The 15,242-nt window shown below is 38.6% G+C and carries 10 protein-coding genes; 6 read left to right on the forward strand and 4 right to left on the reverse strand.

All coding sequences use genetic code 11. The annotated features are described in order from the left end of the window. Nucleotides 1-38: 38 nt before the first annotated feature. The 3 genes from BUA72_RS13810 to BUA72_RS13820 are packed head-to-tail and all read left to right on the forward strand — an operon-like array spanning nucleotide 39 to nucleotide 3,672. Complete coding sequence (locus BUA72_RS13810; protein ID WP_034727594.1) at nucleotides 39-443, forward strand: hypothetical protein; 405 nt, start codon at nucleotides 39-41, stop codon at nucleotides 441-443. Further along, nucleotides 443-982: a DUF922 domain-containing protein gene (locus BUA72_RS13815; RefSeq protein WP_228407885.1), complete on the forward strand. Its 540-nt coding sequence runs from the start codon at nucleotides 443-445 to the stop codon at nucleotides 980-982. Before BUA72_RS13810 ends, BUA72_RS13815 begins: the two co-directional genes overlap by 1 nt. Beyond that, nucleotides 979-3,672, forward strand: a complete 2,694-nt coding sequence (locus tag BUA72_RS13820) for a PD-(D/E)XK nuclease family protein (protein ID WP_072923404.1) — start codon at nucleotides 979-981, stop codon at nucleotides 3,670-3,672. The genes BUA72_RS13815 and BUA72_RS13820 overlap by 4 nt, the downstream gene beginning before the upstream one ends. Before the next feature lie 63 nt (nucleotides 3,673-3,735). Here BUA72_RS13820 and BUA72_RS13825 read toward each other — a convergent pair whose 3' ends face one another. The 4 genes from BUA72_RS13825 to BUA72_RS13840 form a co-directional block, all read right to left on the reverse strand. Then, nucleotides 3,736-5,685 (reverse strand): T9SS type A sorting domain-containing protein, encoded by a 1,950-nt coding sequence (locus tag BUA72_RS13825; protein WP_072923405.1) that lies wholly within the window; start codon nucleotides 5,683-5,685, stop codon nucleotides 3,736-3,738. A gap of 163 nt (nucleotides 5,686-5,848) precedes the next feature. Then, complete coding sequence (locus BUA72_RS13830; RefSeq protein WP_047453496.1) at nucleotides 5,849-7,027, reverse strand: acyl-CoA dehydrogenase family protein; 1,179 nt, start codon at nucleotides 7,025-7,027, stop codon at nucleotides 5,849-5,851. Between the two features lie 129 nt (nucleotides 7,028-7,156). Continuing rightward, on the reverse strand, nucleotides 7,157-7,945 hold the full coding sequence (locus BUA72_RS13835; RefSeq protein ID WP_052202469.1) for an NUDIX hydrolase: 789 nt from the start codon (nucleotides 7,943-7,945) through the stop codon (nucleotides 7,157-7,159). 23 nt (nucleotides 7,946-7,968) lie between these two features. Continuing rightward, the gene (locus BUA72_RS13840; RefSeq protein WP_072923406.1) at nucleotides 7,969-9,156 is read right to left on the reverse strand and encodes an MFS transporter; all 1,188 of its coding nucleotides are present in this window, start codon (nucleotides 9,154-9,156) and stop codon (nucleotides 7,969-7,971) included. 177 nt (nucleotides 9,157-9,333) lie between these two features. On the opposite strand from BUA72_RS13840, the gene BUA72_RS13845 reads away from it, so the two are divergent. The 3 genes from BUA72_RS13845 to BUA72_RS13855 are packed head-to-tail and all read left to right on the forward strand — an operon-like array spanning nucleotide 9,334 to nucleotide 15,242. Then, complete coding sequence (locus BUA72_RS13845; protein ID WP_072923412.1) at nucleotides 9,334-12,255, forward strand: SusC/RagA family TonB-linked outer membrane protein; 2,922 nt, start codon at nucleotides 9,334-9,336, stop codon at nucleotides 12,253-12,255. Between the two features lie 11 nt (nucleotides 12,256-12,266). After that, nucleotides 12,267-13,811: a RagB/SusD family nutrient uptake outer membrane protein gene (locus tag BUA72_RS13850; RefSeq protein WP_072923414.1), complete on the forward strand. Its 1,545-nt coding sequence runs from the start codon at nucleotides 12,267-12,269 to the stop codon at nucleotides 13,809-13,811. 3 nt (nucleotides 13,812-13,814) lie between these two features. Next, entirely contained in the window at nucleotides 13,815-15,242 is a 1,428-nt protein-coding gene (locus BUA72_RS13855) for a glycoside hydrolase family 30 protein (protein WP_072923418.1), read from the forward strand.

Below are 15,242 nucleotides of genomic sequence, written 5' to 3' on the forward strand. Positions count from 1 at the left end.
TTACTGAATTTTTATTAATAATCGGTAAATTAGAGGGTATGAAAAATCTTTTGAAATTTGGATTTTCCGTATTGTTTTCAGGACTGGTTTTTGTCTCCTGTGAAGATGATGATTATCAGACCATACAGTCCATTGCCAAGATCAGGATCGACAGTGTGAAGGTCATGAAAGATACCATGGATGTGTTTACAATACAGAGCATTAAGACGTATTCTACCTATCCGTCCCAATGTGAAGGGTTTTACGGATATGATTATATTCATGACAGCAGCCTCGGAAGATCTGTTACTGCCTACAAATATACTGTTGAAGGGCCTTGTGCTCAGGAAGCTCATGTAGGGGCAAACCAGATCAATTTCAGCCCACGCCAGCCCGGAAATTATGTGTTTAAATTCTGGAACGGCAACAACAGCTGGATCACCAAAACAATTGTAGTTGAATAATGATGAAATTGATTTCACTTTTTTGCCTGCTTACTTTGAATACCCTGTCTGGACAGAAAATCATCTGGAATGAAGACCGGAAACTGGTTTGGGATGACTTTAAAAGTCCGGTGAACAGGAAAAATAATCCCGATGTAGCTGCTTATACCCATTGTGGCTGGGAATATTCTGTGGTGAAATCTACCAATCCGAAATCTCCTGTAAAAATTGAGATTACCGCTATTTTCAATGAAGACAGATCCTGGAAAGATACCAAAAGGATGAATGACTATATTCTCCTTCATGAGCAGAAACATTTCGATATTGCGGAATTATTTGCCCGGAGATTCAGAAAAGAAGTAGATGAGAAAATCAAAACCTCCGGTGATTACGATAAAAATTTTAAAGCACTCTATCAAAAAATATCAAACGATTATAAGAATTTTCAAATCTCCTATGACAAAATCACAGAACATGGGATAAATAAAGAAAAACAGGCAGAATACAATGCCCTCATCGACGAAGAAATAGACCACTTAAAAAGCTATAAAGCCTCTTGAAATTCCTCAATAAGATCATCCACGAACTGCTGGCCCAAAATGCGGACCTGTCTGAGTTTAATATCGTTCTGCCCGGAAAGCGTCCCATCGTATTCATCAGGCAGATCCTGGAAGAAAACAATTATTCAGGATTCCTTCCCAATTTTTTTACCGTAGAAGAACTGATCGACAGGATTGCAGATAAGCAGCCGGTTCAGGGGATCTCTCTGTGGCTTTTTGCCTTTGATGTGTACCGGAACCTTGGCCTTATCCCGAAAGATGATTTTGCGGACTTTTTAAAGTGGTTTCCGACCCTTCAGAAGGACTGGGATGATATCCTGAAGTTCTCTGACAGTGATGAAGCCGTTTTGCAATATATGTTTGATGAAGAGCGAATCAAAGAATGGGCTCAGGATCTGGGAGAAGATGATGACGTTCCGCGTAAGAAATTTCTTAATTTCTGGCAGAATATGAACATTTTTCTTCCTGTCTTAAAGAAAAAACTGAAGGAAAAGAATTGGGCAACTTCCGGCATGATCCATGAAACAGCTAAATCGAAGATTGTAGATTTTGCTAAAAACACTTCCGAACATTTTATTTTCTGTGGTTTCAATGCTTTTACACCTGTGGAAGAGAAGCTGGTAAGAAGCCTGCTGCAGTGGAATAAAGCACAGTGTTTTTTTCAGGCGGACCGTTATTATTTTGATGACGAAAGACAGGAAGCAGGAAAATTTCTCCGAAACCATAAAATGTGGAAAGAATTTGATGATGACAGGGCTTTTCAGTGGATTGAGGATGATTTTAACCAGCCTAAAAATATAAAAGTCTACGAAGTTTCCGGAAATGTAACGCAGACGAAAGTGCTGCCCGAAATTTTTAAGGAAATTGAAAACAAGACTTATTCCAATACAGCAGTTGTATTGCTGGATGAGAATTTACTTCCTGCAAGTTTGGACGTCATGTACGAAGTTGATAACCTGAATATTACCATGGGTTTTCCGCTGAAGAATCTTTCATTTTCCAATGCAGTCAAACAGCTTTTTTATCTTCAGAAACAACTGGAGAAAAACAAGTCTTCCTATTACTACAGAGATATTTTCCCGATCCTTGAAGAGCTTCCGAAATCTGCTGAAGATGAAACGATTATCAGTAATTTCAGGACAAAAATAGAGGAGAGGAATATTGTTTATATATCAAGAAAACTCTTAGAAGGACTTCTGAGCGGGCTTTCGTACTATGGTCTCCTTAAAAAAGCGGATCACACCGGAGTTTATCTGGATATGCTGATCAGTTTCTGCCGTGATATCAAGTGGCTGGAAATAGATGATATTCAGTATGAAAACGTTTCCCATTTTGAAAATGCCTTCAGGATCATTAAAAACCAGGTGAGTCCCTATGATTTTGAAATCAAAATGGAAACGCTGGAAATTCTGATCAACCAGCATGTGAATTCTGAAAGTATAGATTTTCAGGGGGAACCACTTCGCGGACTCCAGATTATGGGACTTCTGGAAACCCGTCTCTTAAACTTTGAAAACGTGATCATGCTTTCCGTGAATGAAGGGAAGCTTCCTTTGGGAAATTCGCAGAACACGTATATTCCATTTGATATAAGAAGGTATTTTGATCTTCATACGTTCCTGGAAAATGACAGCATTTATGCTTATCACTTTTACAGACTTATTCAGGATTCTCAAAATGTCCACTTGTTATACAATGCACTCAGTTCCGGGGTAAATACCGGAGAGAAGAGCCGGTTCATTACGCAGATTGAAATGGAGAGTTCCCATCCGATAGAACATCTTATTATTGAGAATTCTTCCGAGCCGATTGCTTCCATGCCTATAGAAATTCCGAAGACGGAAATTGTAATGGAAAGACTTGAAAAGTGGAAAGAAAAAGTATCGGCTTCCCACCTGACGAGCTACCTTTATAATCCGATTGATTTTTACCTTTCGAAGATATTGAAGACGTCAGAAACGGATGAAATTGAAGAAGAACTGTCGGTTAAAAACTATGGAAATTTAGTTCACTATTCACTTCAAGAAGTATATGAATTGCTTAAAGGTAAAGTTTTAAAGGAAAAGGATTTACTGAATTCAATTAAAGAGATAGATCAATATATTAATGTAGCAATTGAAAAGCTGAAACACCAGCCGGAATTTTATGAAAAAGGGATGAATTACATCCACAGAGCTATTGCTAAAAAGGTGATTGAAAATGTTCTGAACCATGATCTTGAATTGGTGAGAAGTGGTAATACCCTCGAGATTTTAGACATTGAAAAAAGGTTTGAAAATGTAGATTTTTATCTTGATGCCAAAGACAAAATTTCATTCTTAGGATTTATCGACCGGATAGACCGCCTGAACGGGACATTAAGAATTATCGATTATAAGACCGCAAAAATCAAAAATCTTACGGTAAAAATAGACGAAAACAACGTCACCGATTATTTCCATAACAGCGAAAGAAAACAGGCCCTGCAGCTTTGTATTTATCATTATGTGGTACAGAATCTTCCGGAGTTCTGGGGACTTCCTATCGAAACAGGGATCTGGAGTTTTGCAGAAGCTAAAAAAGGAGTGGTTTCATTACAGTTTGAAAAAGGAAGTATTGATGATGCGATGATGTCTGTGAAAAATCTGATCCTCGAAATTCTGAATCCCGATCTCAGCTTTATTGAAAATATCAAGTCTTATTCGAATTAAAAAATGCACCTCATTGCTGAAGTGCACTCAATTTGAAATGAAGAATATACAAGCGTCTTTGTCTTATAGTTTTACTTTTTTGTTGGTTATTTTTCCATCGCTATCACTCATTTGAACAACATAAATTCCTGATTCCAGGCTTTTTGATTCAAATTCTGATTTGTTAACTTCCTGTTGCAAAATCAATGCACCGGATATGCTGTAGATGCTGATGTTCTTAATGCCGTTATCTGCTCTTGCAACGATCTGACGGCTTCTCGTAAATATTTCTGCTTTGTTGGCTAATGAACGGTCTGTCAGCGTTTTCTTGAACTGCAGATTATAATATTGAGTAACGATTTCGAAGGTATTATTTTGATTATCAATGTCTTTTGTGCTAATTCCTCCGTCTGAAGCATACTGTTCCTGAGATACTGTTTTTAACAGGTTTTTATTTTCATCAAAAATATTAACCGCAATCAGTTCTTCCTGATGAACTTTTAATTTTAACAAACCATTGTTTTCTGACTGTATGATCTCATTTTCAGGAACTTCTATAGGGGTGTTCTTAACGAATGGAAGTAATTTCTGATCATTGTTTTCCTGTACCTTAAGAAGATATACGCCATCTTTCAATGAAGATAAACTGTTTCCTGTCGCTGACTTGCTTGCCACTTTTTCCTGATTGAAATCTGTAATTCCGACCAGCTGCATGTTTCCAAGATCCGGTTTTAATTGAGAAGAGTAGAGCGAAGTTACGGTTTCCGGGTTAGTGTTTCCCTGTTGTTTTGAAGTCAGAATAGCCCACTGGTTCAGAAGACCTCCGCTTCTGAGTGTATTGAATTTCGCATTGGATGCCAGTGTGAATGGAACAATTCCTCCAACATGCCCTAAAGGTCCCCAAAAGAATGAATCCAGTTTATATTTATTCAGATCCCACCAAGCGTAGTAGCCACGCTGTACGTCAATGGTTTTGGATGTGTTTTCAGGCGGAATAGCCAGGTCAACAGAAGAATGGCCTAGGGTCATTGGTGTTTTGTTGTACCAGTCATACACATCCTTAGGTTTTAAGCATTGTCTGAACTTGCTATTAAGATTGTTGGTTGTTTCGTTGATGAAATTCTGAGTGAAAAGCTTTCTCCAGATCACCGGTCCCCAAAGAAGGCCTCCGTTATCCTGAACAACATGATAGTCGTATTTATCCAGATATTCCGGAGAAATAACCTCTGAAATGTCATTGGTATAGCTTTTATAGCCCATATTGTTACAGGAATGAACAACATTAGCCAGAAACGAGGTAAACGGATAAAAATCTTTCTCCAGAACTCCTTTGTTTAAAGTGACTCCTGAAAAATCATAAGGTCCGTCTCCCATATAGGCATACTTGAACTTCAGATTGGTAGGATTGGAAATATTGAGTCTTTTTAAGGTGGACATGGCAGCGTGAGCCCCCTGAGAATAACCTGCCAGGAAATATTCATCATAACGTTTGATTCCCTGCTGAGCCAGAACTTTGTTGGCTGCGGTTACGAAATCTATCGTCGCACCAGCCTCTGTAGCATAATCTACATAAGGGTGAACACCGTCGCCGGTTCCCATACCAACGTAGTCAGGAGCCATTAAAATATAGCCGTTAAGGACGTAAGAAAGTTCAACGACAAATCCGGCGGTTAAAGCCCCTTTAAAGTTGGAAGGCACATTATTCCTGCTGTCTGTGGTTCCGTGGTCAGAAACTATGGTAGAAAGCTTAAAATTGACGTTGGGATACATCAGCAGTCCCGTAGCTTTTACGAGAACGTTATTTTCATTTTTGGTGTAATAGGTGATCTTGTAACCTTTTAGGCCTACGTTGAAGCCATTCAGGTAACTCACGAAATCCGGAGCGTTCTGCTCGCCAAGACTGTTGGCGATAAAATTAACAACACCCTGCGGAGTCAGATCCAGTTTTTGTTCAACGTTCACAAGATCTCCTGCCTGTTGGGCAAAAAAGAACGGAGCCGTTAAACCTAATAAAAGCGTGGATAGTTTTTTCATATCAATATTTTTTATTGAGATTAAATTAGATATTTTTAACAAAACCGTTAGAATATTAATACATCAATAATTATTCATTGAATACAAGTTCCCCGCAAAGTGAGTAAAAGAAGGAGTCCGGCCGAATGGCCGGACTCCTTTTCCGTATATTTTTAGCTTTGAATTAAAAAGCGTTGATTCCCGTAATATCTAAACCGGTGATCAGTAAATGTACATCGTGTGTACCTTCGTAAGTGATCACAGATTCCAGGTTGGCTGCGTGTCTCATCATTGGGAATTCACCCATGATTCCCATTCCGCCAAGGATTTGTCTTGATTCTCTTGCGATATCAATTGCCATTTTCACGTTGTTACGTTTAGCCATTGAGATTTGTGCAGGACTTGCTTTGTGGTCATTTTTAAGATTTCCTAACTGAAGACAAAGTAACTGGGCTTTCGTGATTTCCGTTAAGAATTCAGCCAGTTTCTTCTGTTGAAGCTGGAAAGAACCGATTGGCTTTCCAAACTGTCTTCTTTCTTTGGAATATTGAACGGCTGTACAGTAGCAGTCAATCGCTGCACCGATTACACCCCATGAGATTCCGTATCTCGCAGAATTAAGACAAGATAAAGGTCCTTTCAATCCGGTTACACCAGGGAGAAGGTTTTCTTTAGGAACTTTCACGTCATTGAATACCAGTTCTCCGGTTTTAGATGCTCTTAAGCTCCATTTATTATGCGTTTCCGGAGTGGTGAAACCTTCCATTCCTCTTTCAACAATTAATCCCTGAATTTTTCCTTCTTCATTTTTTGCCCAGATTACAGCAATATCGCAAACCGGGGAATTCGTGATCCACATTTTGGCACCGTTCAGAAGATAATGGTCGCCCATATCTTTGAAATACGTTTCCATAGAACTTGGATCTGAACCGTGGTTAGGCTCCGTCAATCCGAAAGAACCGATCATTTCTCCCGCAGCAAGGTGAGGAAGGTATTTTTTCTTCTGTTCCTCAGAACCGAATTCATTAATAGGGAACATCACCAGCGAGCTCTGTACTGAAGCAGCAGAACGTACTGCAGAATCTCCTCTTTCCAATTCCTGCATGATCAAACCGTAAGAAATCTGATCTAACCCTGAACCGCCGTACTCAACCGGAATATATGGACCTAAAGCTCCAATTTTTCCCAATTCTTTCATTAAGCCCGGAATATCTGTATGATTTTGCGCGGCCTGATCAATCTGCGGCATTACAAAACTCTCCACCCAATCTCTTACCGATTGACGGATCAGTTTGTGTTCTTCAGTAAGTAAAGCATCAATTCCGTAGTAGTCTGGAATGCTTGTAAGAGGATAATATGACATGATTTTTTGATTTGTTTAAAAGTAAGACTTTTCGTGTGGTTTGAAAAATTTTTTTGAAAATCTTTATTGCCTTTGATTCTCAGTAAGATAAATATGGTGTTTATGTGATTTTACTCAAAATACAGTCTCCTACGATTCCTCATCATTAGAGATAGGATACTGGTTGGCAGCATTGTGTACCTTGCTTTTGAACTTATACAGATACGGAGCTTTGTTGGCAGAACCGTCATAAAGTTTCTCCAGTCTGTCCAGAATATTTAAGCTTAATATTTTACGCTGGAAATTATTTCTCCTGAATTTCTGATTTAAAATAGTTTCATACAGCGACTGAAGATCTTTCATCGTAAATTTCTCCGGAAGAAGATTGCTGGCAGCCACCTCGGTATTGATATTCATCCTTAAATATTCAAGGCCGGTTTCTATGACCCTGTCATGATCAAAAGCCATCTTGGGCAATTTATTAACCTCGAACCATTCACAGCTTTCGTTAAAAGCATCCGGAAAAGTGTTTGCAATAGAAAAATCAATAAGGCTGCAATAACCTACTGTAATAAATCTCTGGAAGATCCAGTGGTCTTTGGGAACTTCAATTCCTTTATTATTAAGAAGAATCTGGTGCACGTTATTCTCTGTACGGTCTATTCTTCCGAAAGTATGGAACTGTTTTAGGAAAAGGTTCTGAAGTTGGGTTCTTTCATACAATACTCTGGCAGCAGCTTCACGGAGGTCTTCATCATTAAAAACAAAACCGCCCGGCAGCGACCACAGATCCAGATCGTGGTACTTTAAAAGCAAAACCTTCAAAATATTATTGTGAAAACCAAATATCGTGCAGTCAACAGATACATGTGCTACAAAATCTTTTGTATCAATAAGTTCCTGAAGGGTTTCTTTGTTTTTGGTGTCCTTGATTTTCATGGGAGTAAAAATAAAATTATTTTCTATAATTTCTTTCCTGCTAGCTTAAAATATATCAAACTCACCGTAAAAAGCACAGAAACAGCAAGTAATATGTACAACGGATAGTAGTTTAACAGCTGTTTTCCGAACAGGACGGCCATGATGATAGAACTGACAGAGCTACCCAGGGATGAAAAAATGACAATTAGGGATGTAAACAGGTTGATTTTTTCTTTGTCAATTTTAGCAATCATTTTTGAATTGATCACAGGATAGAGGGGTGAAAGAAAAAGTCCGATCACAGGGAATAAAAATAAGATGATATTGGAATTTACAGAATCAAAATATTGAATTCCTAAAATCATGAGGAGCACCACAATAATTAAAGAAATACATAAAACATAATACTTTGATAATGAAAATCTGTGGATCACATTAGCGGTTACAGTTCTTCCTGCATAAGAAAAAAGGGCAAGAAAAGACGTAGCCTGCAGGGCAAAGAATGAATTGACATTCAGGTGGTTTTTATAAAAGGAAGGGAGCCATGAATTAAACCCTTGTTCTACAAAAACGATAAAGAAAACAACACCCAAAAATACCAGAGTGGCAGGTGTTGCAAATACTGAAAGCTCAGAAATAAGACTTTTACTTTCTGTTTTTTTTGCTTCTGAGATATTTAATTTTGAAAATAAATAGATCGTAACGGCACAAAGTACCGAGATAGAGATAAACCCAAATTTCCAGAACTCGGAATACTGGCTCGAAATCAGCCATCCGAATCCGGTATTGACTACAAAAATGCCTACCATAAATGAAGCTTCTACACTGTTCATCATCTTGGCAAGAGATTTCTCATCTGAAATATTATTCCGGATAATCCCAAACACACAAATCTTTCCCACAGCAAAACACGTCCCGATAATGGCAAACCAAACTTTGTAAAACCAAAAATCCTGGACAAAGGGTAGGAGACATGAACAGATTCCTACAATAACCAGTGCGGAAATCAGTGCTTTTTTAGTGCCTGTTTTGCTGATAAAATTCACCGCGAAAAGTGAAATAAATGCGATGGGCAGATCCTTGAATGATTCCAGAAATCCCAGCTTTTCATACGTTATTTTTTCTTCCGAAAGTTGAAGAATCACAATGCCCATACAGTTTAAAACCATTGAAAAAATTAAGAAGGTCAGTTTTAAGGGAAGAGAGATCCTGGGAAGGTTGGCTGTCATTTTGGGGACTTTTTAGATTGAATTTTTAAGATAATTTTATGAATTATGACGCGAATATAAGGCTTTAAAGTCCCAAAAATAAACGAAAAATTAAAATATTTGTGAATACAATGTTAATTAATTAAAAAAAAATATATTTTTATTGTCTCAATTTGAGAATTAAAAAACTAACTGTATATGAATCTAAGAATATCAAGAAACCTGGGGGTGGTTGCTGTGCTGTATTTTACAGCGAACTTCAACGCCCAGACCAGCGTAAAGGACACTGTTCCGAAAGAGAATAAGATCGAAGAGGTCGTAATGATTGGTTACGGTAGTCAGAAAAAAAGCAATGTGACGGGAGCCATCTCAAGCATTAAAGCTTCCGATATTGAAAATTCTCCTACGGCGGGAAGACCTGAGCAAATCATGCAGGGGCGTGCGGCCGGTATAAGTGTAGTATCCAACTCAGGGCAACCTGGAACCGCCGCTACTGTACGTGTACGTGGAATCACAAGTTTTGGTGCCGGAAGTAATGACCCGTTATGGGTGGTAGACGGAATTGTAGTAGATAACATCGGATGGCTGAACCAGTCTGACATCGAAGGAATGGAAATTCTGAAAGATGGTGCTTCTGCTGCTATCTATGGTGTTTCAGCTGCAAAAGGGGTTGTTTTGATCACAACTAAAAAAGGAGCAAAAGGAAGAATGAATCTTTCTTATAATGGTTTCTTTGGAGTGGGAAGTGCCGCAAAAAAGCTGGACCTGCTGAATGCCACACAGTATGGGAATATCATGAATGAAGTGATTGCCAATGATAATATGTACAACAATCTCAATCCTCCTAATCCTCCCATGTTTGCTAATCCAAACTCATTGGGAACTGGAACGGACTGGCAGAAAGAAATTTTCAATTCGGCACAGCGTCAGTCTCATGAATTCAGTATCAGTGGAGGAAACGATAAATCTTCCTTCTATACTTCCTTCGGATATTATGACCAGCAGGGTATTGTCTTGAGAGATATTTCAAATTATAAAAGAATTAATGCCAGATTTAATTCAACGCATAAAGTTTTTGACTTTTTAACCATAGGGCAGACTTTTGCTTACACCCATACAAAGTCTCAGGGGATTAATGATAATAATGAATTTGGAGGGCCTTTAAGCTCTGCTATCAATTTAGATCCCGTAACTCCTGTTTTAGCCACAGATCTCAGTCAGGCCGTTTATACGAATAACCCCAATATTGTAAGGGACGCCAATGGAAATCCTTATGGAATTTCACCGTATGTAAGTAAAGAGATGACTAATCCGTTAGCATTTCAGGAAACGCAAAGAGGGAGATACAAATGGTCCGATGATATTGTTGCCAATGTTTTTGGAGAGCTTAAAATAAATAAAAATCTTAATTTTAAATCTACAGTAAACGGTAAACTGTCTTATTGGGGAAATCAGGCCTTTACTCCATCAGCGTTTCTAAGTACCGCAAATAATAATCTAATAAATAGTTTATTCAGAGAAGTTCAAAGAAAATTCGAATGGAATACGGAGAATACCCTTACGTATCAAAATAAATTTGGAGAACACAATCTAAGTGTTTTACTAGGTCAGGGTTATTATGAATATAACATAAGCTATGGACAGAATGCAACGTATAAGGACCTTCCAACGAATGACTGGCAAGAAGCTTCGTTTAATTTTGATGTTGGGGAATCTAATAAAACGTCTAATGCCTGGGATGGAAAGCAAACCCATAAGGCATCTTATTTTGCAAGAGTAGTTTACGATTATAATAACAGATATCTTTTCACAGGGACTATCCGTAGAGACGGATCATCGAAATTCGGAAGCAATAACCACTGGGGTAATTTTCCGGCAATGTCTTTGGGATGGAATGTTTCCAATGAAAGTTTCTGGCCGGAAAACAAGATTGTTACCAGCTTTAAGCTAAGAGGTGGATATGGTGTATTGGGAAATGATGCCATTGATGATTTTGCATTTGCCAATTTCCTTGTTCCGGGTAGTAATTATACTTTCGGAGATAATATTATTCATGTAGGATATGCACCAAGTACATTGGAGAATCGTGATCTGAAGTGGGAAAGAACATCGCAATTTAACATTGCGGCAGATCTTAAAGTTTTCAGAAACTTTGATGTAAGCGTTGACCTCTACAGAAAAAAGAGTACGGATATCTTGAGAAGAGTTGAGCTTCCGGGTTATTTGGGACTAAGCAAAAACCCTTTTAGAAATATTGGGGATATGAATAATGATGGGATTGAAGTGACTGTAGGTTATAAGAAAAGCTGGGGTGATTTTGGGATATCTGCAAACGGTAATTTTGCCTACGTAAAAAATGAAATTTTAAGACTGGAAGGAAATAGAGAGTATGTTACTTTCGCTGGTTTCCAGACATTGGGGACTGTATCCAGATTACAGGTTGGAGAATCTTATGGCTCTTTTTACGGATACAGAAATATCGGTGTTTTTCAAAATCAGGCAGAAATTGACGCTTACAGAAACGCAAGCGGACAGCTACTACAGGATAAAGCGAAACCGGGAGATTTCAAAAGAGAAGATGTCAATGGTGATGGAGTCGTTGATATCAAGGACTATGTTAACTTAGGTAATTCTGTACCGAAATATACATTCGGTTTTACGCTAAACATGAATTATAAGAATTTTGATTTAATGGTATTTACACAGGGACAGGCCGGAAATAAAATTTTTCAGGGGTTGAGAAGACTTGATATCCCGGAATCCAATTATCAGACCTCCATTTTAGACCGATGGACAGGTGAGGGAACATCCAATACAGTAGCAAGAGTGACTAAAGATGATCCTAACCAAAACTATACGGCAATGTCTGATTATTATCTGCAAAATGGAGATTATCTGCGTATCAAATTGGTTCAGCTAGGCTACACTCTTTCTAAAGATATCGCAAAAACGATTGGGGCTTCCAAAATAAGATTTTATGTAACAGGAGAAAATCTGGTGACTTTCACGAAGTATACAGGTTATGATCCTGAAATTGCAGGAGCCGATACTTTCGGTATAGACAGGGCTTTCTATCCACAGGCAAGAACGTTCCTTTTTGGTGCTAATGTTCAATTTTAATCTTTAAAAAAATGAAAAATAAAAATTTTATATATAAAAGTATTTCCGTTTTAATGCTTACGGGAATTAGCTTGGGAGCTGTTTCTTGTAACGACAGTAATTTGGAAGATGTTAAAAATACAGGAACCTTCGATTCAAATAATTATTTCAAAAACGAAGAGCAGTCTTTCGCAGGCCTTGTTGCGACATACGATATGATGAGAAAGTATTCGGGCGGATTTGAAAATATGGTCACATTCTTTAATGGCGCTTCTGATGATTTCTATTCCGGTGGTGGAAATTCTTCGGATGGGGCAGGTATCCAGGGTTTTTCAAACTATACACTGAATCCGGTGATTATGCCGACCAGTTATTGGAGAGATTATTATCAGGGAATTGCAAATGCCAATCTTTTATTGGATAGAATTCCCAATGCCAATATGAATGATCAGACAAGAAAAAGATTTATAGCAGAAGCAAAAGTGTTGAGGTCATTATATTATTTTGAGTTACTGAGAATGTTTAAAAATATTCCTTTAATAATAAAACCTGTTTTAGCAACAGACGATTACTATAATATCCCTCAGGAAGATCCGGCAAAAGTTTACGCACAGATAGAAAGTGATATTGTGTCTGCAATTGGAGATCTGCCAATGACTATTCCTACCACTAATATGAATGAAGTGGGTAGAATTACACAAGGGTCAGCGAGAGCGATCTTAGGTAAAATTTATTTGTATGATAAGAAAAACACCGAAGCTGCAGCTCAGTTTGAGCAGGTCAACGGTACTCCTGGTCAAACAAGCCAGTATGGATATAAGCTGGTTGCCAATTTTTCCAGCCTTTGGGTGATAGATAATAAATTTACTACAGAATCCATCCTGGAAGCAATGCATACCAATAAAGGAAACGGAATCTGGGATAACTGGGGATCTGGTAAAGATGAAGGAAATGCAGTCAATCAGATGGTTGGAATCATTTCTTATGGAACCAATACAAGCATTCCCAATAATGATGCTCCAAGTATTCATTCCGGTTGGGGATTTAATCCTGTCACGGATGATCTGTTTAACTTTATGCAAGGTGATCCACGTCTTGATGCGACTATTTTTAATGCTAAAAGCTTAAAACAACAAAATAAAATCAGTTATTCTCCCGGGTTTAGAGATACGGGGTATTTCCTGAACAAGTATTTACCAAGAAAAGCAGATGAATCTACTCAGCCGGGAAATACAGAACTTAATTTCCGTCAGAATTATATCGCCATCAGATTAGCAGATACCTACTTGATGGAAGCTGAAGCACTAGGTGGCGCAGGAGGAAGAGCTCAGGCCTTACTGGATGCAGTGAGAGCGAGAGTAGGACTTACTTCAGTACCGGTTTCTATGCAGGCGATCAAAGATGAAAGAAGAAGAGAACTGGCAGGAGAAGGGCACAGATGGTTCGACCTGGTAAGATGGGGAGATGCACCGGCGAAGCTGGGAACAAGAGGATTTAAGGTAGGCAAGAACGAAATTCTTCCGATTCCTTTCAATGAATTGATCAATACGGCTTTAAAGCAAAATCCTTTGTATTAAAATATGACGTTTCACAGTTTATATAGTTTCTTTTTTAAAGGTACCGCGCTGCTTTGCGGCGTGGTACTTTTTCCTTTATCGTGTGCATCCGTTGGAGCAGATAAAGAAAGTGAGGTTCAGTATTGGCTTACCAAAGGCAATGAGAGTGTAAAATTACAGCAACAGGCACCCGTTAGGTTTGTAACAGGTACCAACAACTGGCAGAATATTGAAATTGATGATACTCAGAAGTTTCAATATGTTGACGGTTTTGGATATACCCTCACAGGAGGCAGTGTAGAAGTAATTAACCGTCTTTCACCTGCAAAGAGGAAAGCTTTATTGAACGAACTTTTCGGAAAAGATAAGAATTCGATTTCCATCAGTTATCTGAGATTAAGCATCGGTGCTTCTGATCTTGATGGTCGCGTTTTCTCTTACAATGACCTTCCGGAAGGACAGACAGATCCGACCCTTTCAAAATTCAGTCTTGCCAACGACAAAGACCTGATTGCTATGTTGAAAGAGATTCTGGCCATTAATCCTGAAATTAAAATCATTGCAGCACCGTGGTCACCTCCGGTTTGGATGAAAGATAACGGGAAATCTAAAGGCGGAAGCTTAAAACCCGAGTTTTACAGGGTATATGCAGACTATTTTGCAAAATACATCCTTGGAATGAAAAAGGAAGGAATTACCATTGATGCAGTCACACCTCAGAATGAACCGCTTCATCCGGGAAACAATCCGAGTCTTTTTATGCCGTCTGATCAACAGAGAGATTTTATCAAAGGTCATTTAGGTCCGGTGTTTAAATCCAATAAGATCAAAACAAAAATTGTAGTCTACGATCATAATTGCAACAAACCCGAATATGCTCTTGATATTCTGAAAGATCCTGAAGCTTATCAGTACATTGACGGCTCAGCCTTCCATTTATATGAAGGAGATATTTCAGCTTTAAGCACGGTGCACAACGCGTTTCCCGATAAAAATTTGTATTTTACCGAGCAGTGGACGGGATCGAAAGGCACTTTTAACGAAGATCTGAACTGGCACGTTAAAAATGTAGTCATCGGTTCTATGAGAAACTGGAGCAGTATTGCTTTGGAATGGAATGTAGCAAATGATCCGCAGTATAAACCTCACACAGAGGGCGGATGTACGGAATGTAAAGGAGCAATAACGGTTTCCGACAGTGAAAATTTTACAAGAAATGTTTCCTACTATATCATTGCACACGCTTCCAAGTTTGTGCCTGTAGGTTCTCAGCGCATTGCTTCTACACAGACAGAAACCCTTTCTACGGCGGCATTTAAAACCCCGGCCGGAAAAACGGTATTGATTGTCCAGAATGGAAACACTGCAGAAGAAAGTTTTAATATCAAATATAACGGAAAGACCGCTCCCGTCATTCTTTCAGGAAGTTCGGCAGCAACTTATGTTTTTTAA

Source organism: Chryseobacterium sp. OV279, assembly GCF_900128945.1.
GTDB lineage: Bacteria > Bacteroidota > Bacteroidia > Flavobacteriales > Weeksellaceae > Chryseobacterium.